This window comes from Rhizobium sp. CB3090 (assembly GCF_029714285.1).
Classification (GTDB): Bacteria; Pseudomonadota; Alphaproteobacteria; order Rhizobiales; family Rhizobiaceae; genus Rhizobium.
In genome coordinates this window covers 436065-453529 of record NZ_CP121662.1, presented here as the reverse complement: position 1 = coordinate 453529, position 17465 = coordinate 436065, and the positions used below count along the sequence as shown (strand labels likewise).

The 17465-nt window shown below is 59.0% G+C and carries 14 protein-coding genes; 6 read left to right on the top strand and 8 right to left on the bottom strand.

Annotation, left to right across the window (positions count from 1 at the left end; all coding sequences use genetic code 11):
* Positions 1-179 precede the first annotated feature (179 nt).
* Positions 180-1181, top strand: coding sequence for a transporter (locus QA646_RS02165; protein ID WP_283058941.1), 1002 nt, complete (start codon positions 180-182; stop codon positions 1179-1181).
* 75 nt (positions 1182-1256) lie between these two features.
* On the opposite strand, the gene QA646_RS02160 is transcribed toward QA646_RS02165, so the two are convergent.
* The gene (locus tag QA646_RS02160; RefSeq protein WP_283057321.1) at positions 1257-1727 is read right to left on the bottom strand and encodes a BA14K family protein; all 471 of its coding nucleotides are present in this window, start codon (positions 1725-1727) and stop codon (positions 1257-1259) included.
* Between the two features lie 283 nt (positions 1728-2010).
* On the opposite strand from QA646_RS02160, the gene QA646_RS02155 reads away from it, so the two are divergent.
* Positions 2011-2967: a GH25 family lysozyme gene (locus QA646_RS02155; protein ID WP_283057320.1), complete on the top strand. Its 957-nt coding sequence runs from the start codon at positions 2011-2013 to the stop codon at positions 2965-2967.
* Here the strand turns inward: QA646_RS02155 and QA646_RS02150 are convergent.
* Complete coding sequence (locus QA646_RS02150; RefSeq protein ID WP_283057319.1) at positions 2939-3367, bottom strand: ACT domain-containing protein; 429 nt, start codon at positions 3365-3367, stop codon at positions 2939-2941. The two genes, QA646_RS02155 and QA646_RS02150, sit on opposite strands and share 29 nt — an antisense overlap.
* A 100-nt stretch (positions 3368-3467) precedes the next feature.
* On the opposite strand from QA646_RS02150, the gene QA646_RS02145 reads away from it, so the two are divergent.
* From QA646_RS02145 to QA646_RS02135, 3 genes are all read left to right on the top strand, one after another.
* Positions 3468-4079 (top strand): DUF6656 family protein, encoded by a 612-nt coding sequence (locus tag QA646_RS02145; RefSeq protein ID WP_283057318.1) that lies wholly within the window; start codon positions 3468-3470, stop codon positions 4077-4079.
* A 76-nt stretch (positions 4080-4155) separates the two neighbouring features.
* Positions 4156-5130, top strand: a complete 975-nt coding sequence (locus QA646_RS02140; RefSeq protein WP_283057317.1) for an L-threonylcarbamoyladenylate synthase — start codon at positions 4156-4158, stop codon at positions 5128-5130.
* Positions 5131-5164: 34 nt separating this feature from the next.
* The gene (locus QA646_RS02135) at positions 5165-6595 is read left to right on the top strand and encodes an FAD-binding oxidoreductase (RefSeq protein ID WP_283057316.1); all 1431 of its coding nucleotides are present in this window, start codon (positions 5165-5167) and stop codon (positions 6593-6595) included.
* Between the two features lie 166 nt (positions 6596-6761).
* Here the strand turns inward: QA646_RS02135 and QA646_RS02130 are convergent, their stop codons facing one another.
* Both QA646_RS02130 and QA646_RS02125 read right to left on the bottom strand, forming a co-directional pair.
* Positions 6762-9749 carry a DNA translocase FtsK gene (locus QA646_RS02130; protein WP_283057315.1) on the bottom strand — a complete coding sequence of 996 codons (2988 nt, stop codon included), beginning with the start codon at positions 9747-9749 and terminating at the stop codon, positions 6762-6764.
* A gap of 221 nt (positions 9750-9970) precedes the next feature.
* Complete coding sequence (locus QA646_RS02125; protein WP_283057314.1) at positions 9971-12475, bottom strand: DUF1217 domain-containing protein; 2505 nt, start codon at positions 12473-12475, stop codon at positions 9971-9973.
* Between the two features lie 320 nt (positions 12476-12795).
* Between QA646_RS02125 and QA646_RS02120 the strand changes: the two genes are divergently transcribed.
* A complete protein-coding gene (locus QA646_RS02120; RefSeq protein ID WP_283057313.1) occupies positions 12796-13362 on the top strand; it encodes a DUF6101 family protein in 567 nt (188 codons plus the stop codon).
* A 72-nt stretch (positions 13363-13434) separates the two neighbouring features.
* Here QA646_RS02120 and QA646_RS02115 read toward each other — a convergent pair whose 3' ends face one another.
* The 4 genes from QA646_RS02115 to QA646_RS02100 form a co-directional block, all read right to left on the bottom strand.
* On the bottom strand, positions 13435-13872 hold the full coding sequence (locus tag QA646_RS02115; protein WP_349254254.1) for a GNAT family N-acetyltransferase: 438 nt from the start codon (positions 13870-13872) through the stop codon (positions 13435-13437).
* A 65-nt stretch (positions 13873-13937) separates the two neighbouring features.
* Positions 13938-14900 carry a 4-hydroxybenzoate octaprenyltransferase gene (gene ubiA / locus QA646_RS02110; protein ID WP_283057312.1) on the bottom strand — a complete coding sequence of 321 codons (963 nt, stop codon included), beginning with the start codon at positions 14898-14900 and terminating at the stop codon, positions 13938-13940.
* Between the two features lie 62 nt (positions 14901-14962).
* Complete coding sequence (locus tag QA646_RS02105; RefSeq protein WP_283057311.1) at positions 14963-15772, bottom strand: MipA/OmpV family protein; 810 nt, start codon at positions 15770-15772, stop codon at positions 14963-14965.
* Positions 15773-16097: 325 nt separating this feature from the next.
* Entirely contained in the window at positions 16098-17357 is a 1260-nt protein-coding gene (locus QA646_RS02100) for a cyclopropane-fatty-acyl-phospholipid synthase family protein (protein WP_283057310.1), read from the bottom strand.
* Positions 17358-17465 lie beyond the last annotated feature (108 nt).

Here is a 17465-nt window from a genome sequence, read left to right as displayed (position 1 = left end):
CATGATGTTTATAGCTATTTGATTTTTACGTAAACGTCAATTTTGAGATTTCCTTCGAGAGCAAAATTGCGGCATATCCGCCTTCTCGTCTGATTGTCGCGCCGCAGCCGGGACTTGCATAAACGATTGTCATGAACAATGACTATGGCAATTCCCTTATGGACACGAACGACCCGGCCATGAACACGATCACGTCAGTCACCACGATACCCGGCCTTGTCTGGGCTTATCGTCTGCGCCCCGGCGCGAGTAAGCCGGAGCGGCTGTCCGATGATACCGATCGCGCCGTGCTGTTTGCCGGGGACGGTTTCCTGTGGCTGCATCTCAACCTTGTCGATGCTCGGGTGCCTGCCTTGTTGGAGGATGTGCCGGGGTTGAACGAAGCGGCCCGTATGGCGCTCACCACGCATGAGACGCATGCGACCCTCACCGTCGACGAGCAGATGCTGTTCGGTACGCTCGTCGATTTCCAGCGCGAATTCGATCAGGACACGCGCGACATCGGCTGGCTGCATTTTGTGGTCACCGACCGCATGCTTATCACCACCCGGCTGCAACCGCTACGCAGCGTCGAGCGGGCGCGCATGATGATCGAAAAGAACGCTGCCAAATTTACGTGGCCGCTCGATATTTTCGAACTGCTGGTCGTCGAGTTCCAGCGTACCCTGATCTCGCTGGTCATGGAGATGACCGAAGAGCTCAACCTCATCGAGGATTTCGTCTACGACAACGCGCCACGGGATGAACGCCGACGGCTGGCGCCGGTGCGCCGGACGATCGTGCGCCTGCACCGGCATTTGCGTACCGTTTTGACGCTGATGCGGCGCGCTGCAGCATCAGATGACGAAGAGATGCCGCTCGGCTTCGAGGATGTCGCTGGCCGCTTGACCGGCCGGCTAGAGGCGGTCGATCACGACGTCTATGCGTTGCAGGAGCGCGCCAGGCTGCTGCACGAAGAAATCGACTCGAAGCTTTCCTCCGAGATCAACCGCCATCTCTACATTCTGTCGATCATGACGGCTTTCCTGCTGCCGCCGACTCTGGTCACCGGCTTTTTCGGCATGAACACATCAAATTTGCCGTTTTCAACCGGTGGCGGCGGCACGGAGTATGCCGTCGGGCTCATCATCGCTTCGATGGTATTATCCTGGTGGCTGCTGAAGCGGGTCAACATTCTCTGATGGCAACATATCCATCAGTAAAAAGCCGCCCGGCGGACAACCGGGCGGCTTGCATTGAGGAACTAAAACTCTCGCCTAATAGTAGGGCGAGTAGCACTGCTGCCGAGGACCACGATTGGGCTGGAACGTATTGTCGTAAGCCCTATAGGACCGATAGCGCGCCTCGCACCATTCGACATGGCGTGGGTTGATCCCTCCAGCCGGGGCGACATACCGCGGCTGGCTGGCAATCGCACCGCCGATGATGGCTCCGGCGCCGAAGGCCGCCAGCGGGTACCAATAGCCATCATAATAGCGATAGCCATAACGGTAGCGCGGATAACCGCGATAGCCGCCATACCAGCCACGGCGATAGTAGGGATAGTACCCGCGGTGATAACCGCCATAGCGGCGCCATTGAACCTGCTGAATATCGGTAGGGGCAGCCTTATCTACTGCCGCAGCGGGTGCGGCGGGCATCTGCATTGCGAAGGACGGGGTGAAGCTCGTCAGAGCCACAGCGGCCGAAACAGCAATGGTCGCAATTTTTGCACGGAAACCAAGCATTTATATCTCCATTCCCTGGCTTATCTTGTGCTGACGCAAATAACGTTCCGTATTGGGGAAGTTCCCCAAGACAGGCTCGAGTTACCTGCCGCGTAGCGCCTCCATGCGAACGCGCAAAGACGCGGTAGTCATTCCTTAAATCCCTACCAATTTAAGGAGTTATGCGCGGACCCCAAGCTCAATTTATAGCGATTTCACTCTTAACCAAGGATTAACCACCAATCCTTACCATTATTTCATGAAGGGATACCGGCAGACTCACCCTCTGATTTGCAGTTTCCTGATGGTTCTGGCGCTGCTGGGACTGGCTTCCCGCCTCGCGGCCGCTGAAAACCAACCCTGGAACGATCCCCAGAACGCCCTTATCGTCGATGCCTACGAGTTGAATACCATCGATTGGGATCAGCTTCTGCAGGACAAGCGCATCGCCGCCTTCATCTCGAAAGCTTCCGACGGCCTGCCCGAGAGCTTTAGCTGCACGGGCGATCATGCGGGCGACACCTTCGCGCACTGCAAGACCATGTGGCGCAAATATGCTGTCAGCCGCGAGCTATATCAGACCCGCCGCGTGCTCGCAAAAATGAACGGCCTGCTCTGGGGCGCCTACCACCTCGGACGGCCCGGCAACCCGATCGACCAGGCCAATCATTTTCTGGATTATGCCGATCCGAAACCGGACGAATTGATGGTGCTCGATATCGATGGCCTCGACGCGACGCAGTTCATGTCGCTAGACGATGCACAGATCTTCGTCGGTCATATCAAGGTCAGAACCGGCCGCTATCCCATCCTCTACACCAATCACAACACCGCCAAGTATATCGCCGATCATCGGGAGGACTATCCAATCCTGTCGCGGCTGCCGCTCTGGTATGCCCGCTACAAGCCGGATGTGACGGGCACTTTCCCGCTCGGCAATTGGGACAATTATGCGCTCTGGCAATTCTCCTCATCCGACAATTGCTCGGAGAAGACCTGTCCTTACCGGGTGCCGGGGACGCTTACCGATATCGATGTCAACGTCGTGCAGATGACGAAGGTGCAGCTCGCCAAGATATGGCCGCAGGGCGATCTGTTGCCCGCCAAACCGGAGCCCGCACCCATGATCATTGCCAAGGGGCCGAGTTGCACCGCACCGCTGCAGAAACTCGTCTCGCTGATGATCGATCCCATCGTCACCGCCGCAACCACCCAGTCTAAGCCGGTCGAGATCAACGAGCTGAATTATCAGGATTTTTAGAGCGGCAGGAGAGCGCCTTCAGCGCCGCCACGGCACGCTCGGCATCGGCGGTCGGCACGAAAATATGGTCATGATAATAGGCCGCAACGACATTGGCGCTGACGCCCTCGTTTCCAAGTGCCGTGGCGAAAGCGGCGGTCAGGCCGACCACTTCCAGCGAGGAGTGGACGTCGAGTGAGATCATGCGCATCGCCGGGTCAGCCGGAAGCCCCGCCTGCCGGGCTGCCTCGATCGGAAGGATCAACGTCATCCCTTCCTTTTCCTGAAACATTCCGATCGGTTTTAAATGGACGTAGTCCGTCAGCGCTGAAGGCGGCAGGCTGCAAAAGACGAATTCGCCTTCGATCAGATTTGGCTTCATGCTGGAAATCAGCAGGTTGAGATCGGTGATACCCGACATGGTTCTGATCCTCTTCAAACCGTGAGCGCTGGGCACGCTTAAGCCCGGCTCAAGCTAGGCGATCTATCAACTGGTATCCATATCCAGACGTGAGTGCCGCATGGCCAAGCTCAGATATTTCGACGCCAAGAAGCCGGCAGAGCCGGAACCGGAATTGCCGGCAGCCTCGCACAGCGAATTCCTGCGCACAGGCCGTATCACGCGCGACAGGGCGCATTGGCTGGCCGAAGAGCGGCGCTATCTCTCGTATGAGGAAGTGGCCGAGCGCACGGCGAACAAGTTGCGGAACGCCGGCGAAAAAACCCATGACCGGCTGAACAGCTTTCACAAATCGATTCGCTTTCCGAAGCTGATCTTCCATCACACGCTGAAGGACACGCCGCATCTCGGCTATTGCCATGTCACAGCGGCGCGAACGCAATTCGCGCAGTATGAAGAGGTGAGCTGGGCCTTCTACATTGCCAACTTCTTTGCCCGTATCGGCCAGAACGACAATTTCTTCGAGAATATCAGTCTGAAATATTCACGGATGTATTTTGCCGTCGCCGTCCACCCGGATCAGGAATCGCCGGAAAAGAAACTGACGATCAATCGCGAGATCCGAGGCAACGGCGTGCTCTTCCACACGCATGATCCGCAGATCGCCATTCGCAATGTGCTGCTGCTTGGCGCGCGCAATGAACAGCTCCGCGACATCATTCGCCAGCTTTGATCATTGATCCCCAAACTTGAAAAGCCTAAATGGATCGAAAGGCATGATGACTGCCTGAACTGCAACCGGTCAGGCCATGGCACGACACATAGACATTCTCCAACACCCTGAAACTGCGATAGTCGAGGCGTCGGCAACGCTCGCCGAAGGGCTGCCGATCGGGTTGCCGACCGAGACGGTCTATGGGCTTGCCGCCGACGCCACCAATCCCGCCGCCATCACCCGCATCTACGAGACGAAGGGGCGGCCACGTTTCAATCCGCTGATTTGCCACATGAGCGATCTCGCCATGGCGGAACGATATGCGATCTTCGACCCGATCTCGCGGAAGCTGGCGGAAGCCTTTTGGCCCGGTCCGTTGACCCTGGTGCTGCCGCTGCGGCCGGAAAGCGATATTCATCCGCTGGCGACGGCAGGGCTCGATACGATCGGCATCCGCGTGCCGCAGGGTTTTGCCGGCGAACTGATCCGAGCCTTCGGCCGGCCGCTCGCCGCCCCCAGCGCCAATACGTCCGGCAAGATCAGCGCCACCAGCGCCGATCATGTCCATGACGATCTCGGCGAAAGGATTACGCTCATCCTCGATGCCGGCGCTTCGGTCGTCGGCGTCGAATCGACTATTGTCAAGGTCGAGGACGGAGAGATGCGGCTGCTCCGGCCGGGCGGACTGGCGGCGGAAGAGATCGAGCGGGTCGCAGGCCAGCCGCTCAAGCGAAAGAACGGTGCCTCGCCGGCCATCGAGGCCCCGGGCATGCTTGCTTCTCATTATGCGCCGGGCGCCGCGGTGCGGCTCGACGCGACGGCTGTTTTACCGGGCGAGGCGCTGATCCGTTTCGGCCGGCCAGACATTGCCGGGGTGGAGAAGGCGGCCATGGTGCTTGATCTCAGCCCGTCGGGCGATCTCTCGGAAGCCGCCGCCAATCTCTTCGACTTCATGAAACGCGCCGATGCCACCGGCGCGACAACAATCGCCTTTTCCAGCATTCCCGACGAAGGTCTCGGCGAGGCCATCAACGACCGGCTGCGCCGTGCGGCCGCGCCCAGAGAGTAAATCCGGTCAAAGACAAATCGGCAAAGGACACGCCATGAGCAGCTCCGCCCCCTCCTCCGCCCTTCTCGATCGCTTTGCCGCGATCGTCGGCGAAAAGCATGTGTTGCGGGAGGCGGCCGATATGGCGCCGCATCTCATCGAAAATCGCGGGCTCTATCATGGCGCATCGCCGCTGCTTTTGAAGCCCGGCTCGGTGGAAGAGGTTTCGGCCATCATGAAGCTTGCGAGCGAGACCGGTACGCCGATCGTGCCGCAGACCGGCAATACCGGCCTTGTCGGCGGCCAGACGCCGCGCGAGGGCGGCTCCGACATCATCCTCTCGCTGGAGCGGATGAACCGCATCCGCGATATCGATCCGGTCGGCAATACCATGATCGTCGATGGCGGCTGCATCCTGGCCGATGTGCAGAAGGCGGCGGAAGAGCATGGCCGCATGTTTCCGCTGTCGCTCGGCTCCGAGGGCTCCTGCCGTATCGCCGGCAATCTCTCCACCAATGCCGGCGGCACGGCCGTCCTCGCCTATGGCAACATGCGCCAGCTTTGCCTCGGCCTGGAAGTGGTGCTGCCGACCGGCGAAATCTGGAACGGCCTCCGACGGCTGAAAAAGGACAATACCGGTTACGATCTGCGCGACCTCTTCATCGGCGCCGAAGGAACGCTCGGGATCATCACCGGCGCGGTACTGAAGCTTTTCCCGCAACCGCTCGGCCATCAGGTGGCCTTTGCCGGCATTCAGTCAGTCGAGGATGCGCTGACGCTGTTCAAGAATGCCTCCAGCCTCTGCGGCCCGGCCCTGACCGGTTTCGAGCTGATGCCGCGCATCGGCGTCGAATTCACTGTCCGCAATATCCCGGGCGTACGCGATCCATTGGAAACGGTGCATCCCTGGTATGTGCTGATCGATATCTCCACGTCGGATTCGGCTGAAACCGCCGAGCGGATGACGACGACGCTGCTGGAACAGGGTTACGAGGCTGGCCTAGTTCAGGACGCGACCATCGCCAGCTCCGAGGCGCAGCAGAAGGCGTTGTGGCACATGCGCGAGAGCATGTCGGACGCGCAGAAGCCGGAGGGCGGCTCGATCAAGCACGATGTCTCCGTGCCGGTCGCGCAAATCCCGAAATTCATGCACGAGACGGCGATAGCCGTGATGGCAGCCATGCCCGGCGCCCGCATCTGCGCCTTCGGCCACATGGGCGACGGCAATATTCATTACAACATCTCGCAGCCCGTGGGAGCCGACAAGGCGGAATTCATCGGCCGCTGGCGCGAGATGAACAAGATCGTGCACGGGCTGGTGCTGGAACATGGCGGCTCGATCTCCGCCGAACACGGCATCGGCCAATTGAAACGCGACGAACTGGGCTCGATCCGCCCCGAAATCGAGATCGACCTGATGCGCCGGATCAAGATGGCGTTCGATCCGGCGGGTGTGATGAATCCGGGGAAGGTTTTGCGGGTTTAATCACCTTCTCCCCGGCGGGGAGAAGGATGCGCGTTAGCGCAGGTTGAGGGGGCGTTGCACCGTAAGGCTGCCTTTCGCTTGTCGCTCAAGGCCCTCGGGATTTCATCCCTCGGCCCCCTCATCCGCCCTGTTGGGCACCTTCTCCCCGAGGGGAGAAGGTATTTTCTCAATCAAAATCCTCATGGCTCGGCTGCGCTCCGCCACCATTGCGGTTGCCCGAGATGATCTCGCGCTTGCCGACATGGTTCGCCGGGCCGACAAGGCCGTCCTTTTCCATGCGTTCGACCAGGGACGCGGCGCGGTTGTAGCCGATGCCCAGGCGGCGCTGGATGTAGGAGGTCGAGCACTTCTTGTCGCGCATGACGACCTTGATCGCCTGTTCGTAGAGGTCGTCACCGTCTTCGGAGGCAATCGCGCCCTTGTCGAAGACAGCCGTATCTTCTTCCTCGTCTTCTTCGTCCTCGTCGGCGGTGACCGTATCGAGATATTCCGGGCGGCCCTGCAGCTTCAGATGCGCGACGACCTTTTCGACTTCCTCATCCGAGACGAAGGGGCCGTGAACACGGGAGATGCGGCCGCCGCCGGCCATGTGCAGCATATCGCCTTGGCCAAGGAGTTGTTCGGCGCCCTGCTCACCCAGAATGGTGCGGCTGTCGATCTTCGAGGTCACCTGGAAGGAGATGCGGGTCGGGAAGTTCGCCTTGATCGTGCCGGTGATGACATCGACCGAGGGACGCTGCGTCGCCATAATCAAGTGAATACCGGCGGCACGCGCCATCTGCGCCAGACGCTGGATCGCGCCTTCGATCTCCTTGCCAGCGACCATCATCAGATCGGCCATTTCGTCGACGATGACAACGATATAGGGCATCGGCGTCAGGTCCATTTCCTGTTGTTCTTCGATCGGGGCACCGGTGCCCTTGTCGAAGCCGGTCTGAACCATGACGTGGATCGTCTCGCCCTTTTCTTTGGCGGAAGCAACGCGGCTGTTATAGCCATCGATATTGCGGACGCCGAGGCGCGACATCTTCTTATAGCGATCCTCCATCTCGCGCACGGCCCATTTCAGCGCCATCACGGCCTTCTTGGGATCGGTGACGACGGGGGTGAGGAGGTGCGGGATGCCGTCGTAGACGGAAAGTTCCAGCATCTTCGGATCGACCATGATCAGACGGCATTGTTCCGGCGTCATGCGATAGAGCAGCGACAGGATCATGGTGTTGATGGCGACGGATTTACCTGAACCGGTGGTGCCGGCAACGAGCAGATGCGGCATCTTGGCGAGTTCGGCAATGACAGGCTCGCCGCCGATGGTCTTGCCGAGGCCGAGGGCGAGCTTGTAGCCGCTCTTCTCGAAGTCGGGCGAATCGATCATCTCGCGGAAATAGACGGTCTCGCGGGTGACATTCGGCAGTTCGATACCGATGACGTTGCGGCCGGGAACGACGGCGACGCGGGCTGACAGCGCCGACATGGAACGGGCGATATCGTCGGCGAGATTGATGACGCGCGAGGATTTGACACCGGGGGCCGGCTCGAATTCATAGAGGGTGACGACCGGGCCTGGACGAACATGGATGATCTCGCCCTTGACGCCGAAGTCCTCGAGCACGCTTTCAAGAAGGCCGGCATTCTGCTCCAGCGTTTCCTGCGTCATGATCACGCCGGTCCGGGCGACCGGTTCCTGCAGCAGTTCGCGGGGCGGCAGCTCATATTCACCTTCACCGTGGGGGGCGATCGGCCGCCACTCCGGGAGAGCCAAGGCGTTAGGCCTGCGCGGTGTAATCTGCGACGGCGGCGGATCGATCAATCGCTGCTTGGCGGCTTCGACGGCGGGAATGACCGGCTTTGCTTCGACCACGGGAGCGGCAGCGGCTGGCACCGACTTCCGAACCGGCATCGGGGCGACGACCATGACCGGAGCCGGAGAAGGCAAGCTCGCGGCCGGCACCGGTTTGGCTTCGACGATGGTCTGGGATTCGCTCGCGAATACTGCGGTGACGAATGCGGGCGGAACGAACGCAGCGGGTTCGGCCACCTTTGATTCCGTGATCGTCGGCGCGACAGCCTCGATCGCGGCCGGCGCCAGTGCCAAGGCTTCCAGCGCGGCAAGCTCGTCCATTACGAATGTGCCGACGGGGGCCGGCTCAACAGCCGGAGCAGGCTCGGCGGAGACACCGGCCGCTATAACAGGCGAAACCTCGGCTTCTGGCGATGAGGCCATGGCGGGTGAAGGGCGGCGGCATTCGACGACGCGGAATTTCGCGATGATCGATTCGACCCGAGACTGGATCTCCGGAACGACTACCGGCTGAACCGGCGTGCCTCTGACGGCGGCAAGAAATTCGCTTTCGAAGGGCATGGCATCCCAGAAGGCGAAATCGGAGAGATTGACGAGCCGCGACTCGACCATGGGCGCGGCAACGGATTCTGCAATTTTCGGCAATGACGGCGAGGCATCCAGCGCGATCGCTGGAGCTTTATGAAATGCGGTAGCGATGACGGTCATCTCCAATGCGTCCGGCTCCATCGCCGGAGATTTCTGAATTACGGTAGGCTTGTAGGTCTCAGCCGCGAACGGCATGTCTTCCCAAGGCGGCAGTTGGAAATCGGCCGCCTGTTCCATCTGTGAACTATCGATCGAGACCTGTGATTCGATGACCGGCGTCTCAATGACGCGCATGGCGGCTTGGTTGACAGGCGCGGGTGCCGGGGCGGGCGCAGGCTCCGCCGGCGGGCGTCGGCTGATGATCTCGGCTTCTCGCGTGCGGGTGAAACGGACGTTCGGTCCCATCAGGAAGGCGTTTTGCCAGCCGGGTGAGGCAAGCTCCTCGGCCGAGATCCCATGCGGCGTGACGGGCATGATAGGGCCGCCCGCTGCCGTGCTGGTTTGCAAGGCTTCGACGACGGGCTTTGGCGCAGCGGCTATCCGCAGCCGTGCCTCTTCGGCGAGCCGCAATTCTTCCTTGCGGCGCTGTTCTTCCGCGCGCTGCTTTGCCTCGCGGGCGTTGCGGATCTTTTCTTCCAGGAAAGCGCGGCGAGCGGCGATCTGCTCGGCCCGGCGGGCCTCTTCCGCAACCTGCTCCGGGTCCGGCTCTCCCTCCTGCAGGAAGCCGGTTGCCGCATTCGAAATGTTCGTTCGAGAAAGACGCATGAGACCTGCAACCCAGTCATTGATATTGCCGATGGCTTCCCAAATCGAATAGGGCAAAGACGGTTAATAAGTTCCTTCTTATCGGCGTCGAATGCACTCTTATTCGGCGGGGGTAGAACCTGCGAAGCGACCCACCGGCACCTCCGTAACGGACGCGTCAACGACTTCGCGCCGCACATCGAAGCGGCGCGAAGCAACCATCATTTTTTCGGAACGGCTCGCTATTTATTGGAAAGCTGAGCGATCGACAGCAGCGTATCGGCGCTGATGCCGACGGTCGAGGAACCCGTCAAGATCGACAGGGCAGGCGATGTCGACGAGGTCGTATTGTTCTCCATGTCGTACATGGCGGAGAACCGCTGCAGAAGCTTGGTGACCTTATCGGGGTCCTTCAGATCGCTGACATCGAGAACTTTGTCCAACAGCTTGGCCTGCTGATCGACATCCATCGACGAGATCGAACTCGGCAGGTTGAAGGTCGTCGTAACGACCTGATAGAGCGCGGTGTCGCTCATGATATCGTAAATGGAATTGATGTCCGGCGCCTTGCGCTGGAAATAAAGCGCCAAACGTACGCCCGGGTTGCTCTCTCCCTGCTGATCCTCGAGGGTCTGGTGCAGGAAGAGGTCGTTGGTCTGGTCGATCGCGCCCTGGTTTTGCGCAGTCCCCAGTTTCGAATCCGTCAGATTTCCGTCCGTGTCGAAGTTGAACGCCTCGACGATACTCTTGAACTGCGCGCCATCATCGGTGTTGATGAAGCTCTTGGAATCGCTCGGATCGGAGGCGAAGGCCTTCTTCAGCGTCGCAGTGGTGACGCTCTTCGGGTCGATACCGTTGGCCGTCAGGATGAAATCGGTGAGCTTGCTGTCGGCCAGAAGGTCGGTGACACTGGTGACCTTGACAATATTGGTCGCAAAATAGGTAGCTGCAGTCTTTGCGTCATCCGAAGCCCTCGTTTCCTGAGCACCGGTCAGCCCTGTAGTGACGCTGCTGGAATATTTGGAGATGTAGCTGTTGATCTCAGTCTGCGACAAAGACTGAACAGGCTGTTTCAAGTTGCCTTTGCTATCGAAATTGAAGGCCTTGGCGAGATTGGTGAAACGGGCGTCCTTGAGCGAGCTGACATAGCTTTTCGAATCGTAAGGATCGCTTTCGAGAACCTTCTTCATCTGCGTCTTCGACATCTCATCCGGGCTGATACCATAGGCGCGCAGCGCCATTTGGTAGAGTTCGGGAAGATCGTCATTGGACGTATCGCTGTCAGCGGCAGCGTTGGTTTTGAAGAAATCGTCGATCGTCTTCACGTTGGCGATGCGGGTCTTGTAGTTGTTGACCGCGTCGGTCGTCAGCGACGACTGCGACGTCGTGTAATTTTTCATATAGGCGGTCGACGCCGCGGCGATCTCAGCCTGAGATTGCGCCACGTCGCCTGACGCCAGCGTACCATCGGACTGAAAATTGAAGGCCGCAACAACATCGGTGAGACCGAAAATGGAGGCAGTGGTGGAGTCGGCGAACGCGTTTTTGAATACAATGGCGGGGGTGCTCGCATCGATCCCATAGGCCGTCTTGACGTAATTGAAGAGCCGGGTGTCCGAGGTCAGCTCATCGACCGAGGTGATGGAGCCGATATGATCCTTATAATAAAGATCGTTATCCGTGGCGCCGACATCGGTCGTGAATGAAGGAACGGTCGAATTGTAAGCGCTCATGACGTCGGCCGTCTGGCCGAGCGTCTGCGGGCCGCCGGGATAATTGGTCGCGTAGGCTGACGTCGTCGTGCTGAGCTGAGTGGCGGTCTGCGCCTGCCCGCCGCTGGCAACCGTGCCGTCGGACTGGAAATTGAACTGCGCCAGCACACTGGTCAGGCCGTTCGATTTCGCAACACTCGCATCCTCGGCCGAGGCATTGAATTGCGCGGCGGTGATATAGGATGGGATGTCGAAAGCGGTTTTGACATAGTCGAACAGCTTCGGATTGGAGGTAAGCTCATCGACGGAGGTGATCGAGCCGATCTGGTTTTGATAGTAGGTCGTATCGGCGTCCGCCGTCGTCGTCTTCACGGTTCCGTCGGCATTGAAATTGAACTCGGCGACGATCGCTTTGTCGGCGGCGCTGCCGTTCTGGTTTACGAAGCTGCTGGAATCGCTAAGGTCGCTCGTCAGCATCTTCTTGAGGAATGTATTCGACACATTCGTCGGGTCGATGCCGTAGGCCTGCAGCACATAGTTTCTCAAGCGCGTGTTACCGAGGAGATCATCCACGGTCTTAACGTCGCTGATGTGCTGGCTGTAATAACTTGTTTCAGTCTGGGCGTTGGTCTCTTCAGTCGTAAACGACTGCTTATAAAGGCCGACCATATCGTCTTCCTGCGCACTGGTTTGCGCCGAAGAGGAGCTGCTCGTGCCGAAATTGAACGCTGCGGCGAATTCCTTGTAGCGCGTATCCGTCAGCTTGTTTGCGAAACTGCTGGAATCGCTGAGGTCGCTGGTCAGCACCTGTTTCATAAAGGCCTTGGCATAGGTCATGTCCGAAAGGCCGTAGGCTTCCATAGCGTAGCTATAGAGCTGATAGTCATTCATGAAGTCGTCGACGCTGGTGACCTTGCCAATATTGGCATTGTAATAATCGATCTCACGCTTGCTCTCAGGCTGCGTTGCCACCTGTTTGAGCGTCGTCGCCATGCTCCGGGTCGCGATCGAATAGCCAAGATAGGTGGATATCATCAGCGTGAACCCCAATAAATCTCTAATATATGCAGACGAATCTACCGACAGTATCGCAGATAAACCTTACCCGAGACTTACAATACTTCCTCCGCCGCCTGCGTCAGATCGGGACAGGGACGGCCAGTCGAGCATTCACTTTATGGAAACCCTGCCACATTCGATTTTGCTAACCATTTGAGGATGCAAAGTTTTCTTAACCGCGATTTTTAAGCTGTCTGGAAGGGGGGCCGCCTAATCTGCACCCAACGAGAGGACATGAAGTTCTCCGTAAGAAGACCGGAAAACCGGCTCTCAGGTAAAGCAAGGGTAGAGATTAGATGACAAATACCGTCCTGAAGCCCGATTGGGCTGGAACCACACTGCGGCTTGATCCGACGCGCTTTCCGCAACAGGTCAGCTACGCCATGCGCGGTACCGCGGGTGATGTCACCATCACGATCGACGAGCGCGGCGCGGTGCTGCGCAAAATATTGCCGTCCAGCGGCCTGCCGCTGTCGGTCGCATTACCGAAGCGTGCCTTCAAGGGCGTCGCCGCCCGCGCCATCGACCATGGCGACGGCGAAGTCACTGTGACGCTCGAATTGCATCATGAGGATCCCGACCTCTGCATCCCCCTCCTCGTCGCCCATGATTTGAGCGACATCGCCGCCGACTGGCGCTCATGGTCGGAAGCCTTCCGCATTCCGATGATGATGATCGAAGCCGACGGTGTGGCCCGTCCGCTGGAAGAGCATCTCGGCGGCGTCTCCACCCGCGACCTCCAGCCCCGTCGCCGTCACTCCTATTTCGCCAATCGCCGGCCGCGCTTCCTCGTGCGCCGCACGACAGGCAAGCTCGGTGTCAAGATGAAGATCGAAGGCCGCGAGATCATCGCGCGGAGCTAAAGTACCCGAATCGAAATCTCGGCATATTGCCTATGATCGGCCGCAGGACGTTCAGCCTTGCGACCGATATAGCTATTGCTCTAGCGAACGCTCCATAACGATCGTCCGTTCATTCCCGTGGAAGTTATCTCTTATAGCCTTGTAGCCCAACTTGGCATAGAAAGCCTGCGCAGTAACGGACGAGGGAACGGCAAGAGTCGCGATTCCATTATTACGCGCTATCAACTCTATTTCGGCCATCAGTTGGGTCCCCACTCCCTGTCCCTGCATCGAGGGGGACACGAACACAGTGCGGATCACCGCGCCATCGAGACTGGCTGTGCCAACGACATTTTCGTCTTTCGTCGCCACGCAAACAATCCGGCTGTCCAAGAGTTTTCGCACAGCGGCAGGAGTGAAATTCTCTGCAACGCGGGAGATTATGTCCGGCGAATAATCCTTCGAATTGGTTTCGCGAAGAGCGGACAATATCACGGCGCTGATGGCCTCTATATCCGCCTCTTGAGCCAACCGGATGCATATCCCACGCTAAGCACCCATCGCTGCCAGCAAGGCCGCTGTGCGGCCCGTTTTCATCACGGAACGAGAAATAGAAACGACAGGAAGAGGCCCGCGAAGATGATGAGGCCGACCTTGCCGTTGGATCTGAACAGGATCATGCATTGTTGCGCATCGTTGATGTCGAGCACGGCGATCTGATAGGCGAACATGCCGCCGGCGACGATAAGGCCGACATAGGAGAGCCAGCCTGCTCCCGCCAGCGCAAAGGACAACAGCATCAGAACCAACGTCGCACCGTAAAGGCCAACCAGCCACAGGCGCGTCTTGTCGCCGAAGAGCCGGGCGGTGGAGCGGACGCCGATCAGCTCGTCATCCTCCTTGTCCTGATGGGCATAGATCGTATCATAACCGATCGTCCACAGGATGGCGGCGCCATAGAGTACGATGGGAGCAAACGACAGACTGCCGAACAGCCCGGCCCAGCCCATCAGCGCACCCCAGGAAAAAGCCAGCCCCAGGAAGAATTGCGGCCAATCGGTAAAGCGCTTGGCAAAGGGATAGAGCGCGACGATGGCAAGTGACAGCACGCCGAGAACGACGCTGAACCAATTGAACTGCAACAGGACCAGAAGGCCGACCAATGCCTGCAGCGCTATGAAAACCTTCGCCTGCCAGCGTGTGACGCGGCCGGAGGGCAGCGGGCGCGAACGCGTGCGGGCCACTTCCATGTCGATCTCGTGATCGACCAGATCATTATAGGTGCAGCCGGCACCGCGCATGGCGACGGCGCCTATGAAATAGAGAAAGAGGTGGTAGATCAGCAGAAAGCCGGGCGACGCCTTACCCGTTGCCAGGGCTGCATTGGCCGCCAACGTGGCCGACCAAAAGCACGGCCACATCAAAAGCTCCCAGCCGATCGGCCTGTCCCAGCGCGCAAGCTGCGCATAGGGCCAAAGCGCTGGGGGCAGGATGCGGTAAACCCAGTTGCCGGAGGGCGCGTCTGCAACGCGCCCATTGATGTCGCCTGTCTTTTGCATAGACGACTAGTAGTGATATCTGGCGCCCGCGGTCAAGCGGCGGGGCTGCCACCCCGCTCTTTTCAGTTCAGCGTGAAGTTGAACTTGTAGCTGGCGGAGACGCCCACCAGCAACTGGTTGCGGTCACCCCGCTCGCGTACGAGGCTGCTGTCGGCAGCCGGGCCGGTCAAACGGCTGTATTCGACAAAGGCGCTTGTGGTCCAGTTCTGCGTCGCCTTCCAGGTCAGCGCACCGCCGGCGCCGACGGACTTTATACCCCCGCCCGGATTGTAACGGCTGAGACCGGATGCCGCCGACTCCTTGGCGTTAACGCCGTAATAGGTGTCAAAATAGTCGGGGGAAGCGAGCGTCATGCGCGGGCCGCCGGAAAGGCGAAGTTCCGGCGTGATATCCGTGAAGGCGTCGATGGCGGCATCGGCGACAACGCCGCTATGGGCGCGGATGCCCTGACGGACTTCGACACGGGCACGCAGCCAATCGGTCGGATAGGCTTCGACGAAACCGCCGGCTTCGGCGCCCCACTTGACCTTCTTCAGGCCCTTCAGCTCATGACCGTCGCTGGAATCTCGGCTCGGCACGAATTTGCCGACGATACCGGCCCGGATGCCATCATTATCGATCAGCGCAAAAGAGGGATTGTCGTTGCGCGAAGAGAAACGCGGACCTGGGCCTTGCTTGCCGACGGAGATCAGCGGCGACCATTGCAGCTTGTTGTGTTTGCTACCTTCGAATTTTGGCGCCGTGAAACCGGCTGCGCCGACGCTTAGATACCAGTCACCCGACCAGAAGTGCTGGCCGTCCCCGGCGAAAGCGGCGCCCGAAGAGGCGACGAACAGGCCGAGAGTGAAAAACAGACGCGATTTCCCAAACACAATGCAACTCCATGATACGCAATACAAAGGGCCAAACACGCCCTCAGAGTTGCCGCAAACTATCCCGATCGCGTTACCGCTCTCTTAACCAAACGCGACCGATTTAGGGGATTAACGGCGAAACTTTCGGCGCGATTTCATCGGATCCGAGCTTGCGCCGATGTGTCGCGGTGATTTAATTCCGACACAGGCTATTCAATCATGGGTATTGCGAGAATCTGACCATTCAAATGGTCAAATAACATGGGCACCGTCCTATCCGGCAGGCAAAAATCAAAACGCCGGGCCATGGAAACCCATGCCCGGTGTAACAGCGGCGAACGTTTTAGAACGTCACCTTTTCCAGCGGCGCTCTGGTCGATTCGAATAACCTGAGTTTTGCTTCTCGCTCGGCAATGTAATTGCGGTTGTCGGGAACAGCGAATTGATTCTTGGCAATCTGGATCTGCATGATGAAGAGTTCATCCCAGCGGAAACCCATTTCCGAGCCGGCCAGATAGAACTCCCACATGCGGAAAAACTTCTCGTCGTAGAGCGCGACAGCCTCGGCCTTGCGTGCCACGAAACGATTGCGCCAGTGCCGCAACGTATGGGCATAATGCATCGGCAGGATTTCGACATCCTTGACCATGAGCCCCGCCTTTTCCAGCGGCGCCAAGGCCTCCCCGACCGATGGAATGTAGCCGCCCGGAAAAATATACTTCTCGATGAAGGCATTGGTGGCGAAGCTCGGCTTCGGACGGGCGATGGAGTGCAGCACCATGACGCCGTTATCATCGAGCAATTCGAAGACCTTGCCGAAGAACTTGCCATAGTTGCCGATGCCGACATGCTCGAACATGCCGACCGAGACGATGCGGTCGAACTTCCTGCCGGTCATATAGCGATAGTCCTGAAGCTCGAAGCGCATGCGATCGGACAACCCACGCTTGGCGGCGCGATCGCGCGAGACTTTGAGCTGCTCCTCGCTGAGCGTAATGCCGGTAAAATCGAGGCCGGGATTGGCTTCGGCAAGATACATGCCCATGCCGCCCCAGCCGGAGCCGATCTCGAGAACGCGTTGGCCCGGCTCGACGAGGAGCTTGGCGGCGATATGGCGCTTCTTGGCCAGTTGCGCTTCGTCCAGACTGATGCCAGGCGGGACGAAATAAGCGCAGGAATATTGCCAGTCCTCATCGAGGAAGAGATCGAACAGCTTGGCCGACAGATCGTAGTGATGCGCAACATTGTATCTGTTGCGGTTGATCGGCACGCGGCTCTTGATCTGCTGCCAGGCGATGCGGCCGACCAAGAGTGCGGCCATGCGCAGGTCAAAAATCTCGTTGGTGGTATTCTGCTTCACGAGCGAGAGGAATTCATAGATATCCCCCTGCTCCAGAATGAACCGACCTTCCATGTACATTTCGCCGAGCTTCAGGGTCGGATCGCGGGCAATCGCGTCCTCCGCCTGTTGGTCGGCGACGCGGACGGCAACCGTTTCGCCGGACCCATCGCCGATCATGTGCGTCTCGCCGGACGCCAGTGTAAGTTTCAGAGAGCCTTTACGGACGATTTTTTTGACAATCGAGAAGAGTGCCGACGCCATGGACGCCTCGCCTATGATGACATGATATCGACTCTGACTTTAGCGCGTCACATCATTGTGGCAAGCGCACCTTTTCGCACTCGTTGGCGCTCCGGCAACAACTCGCCG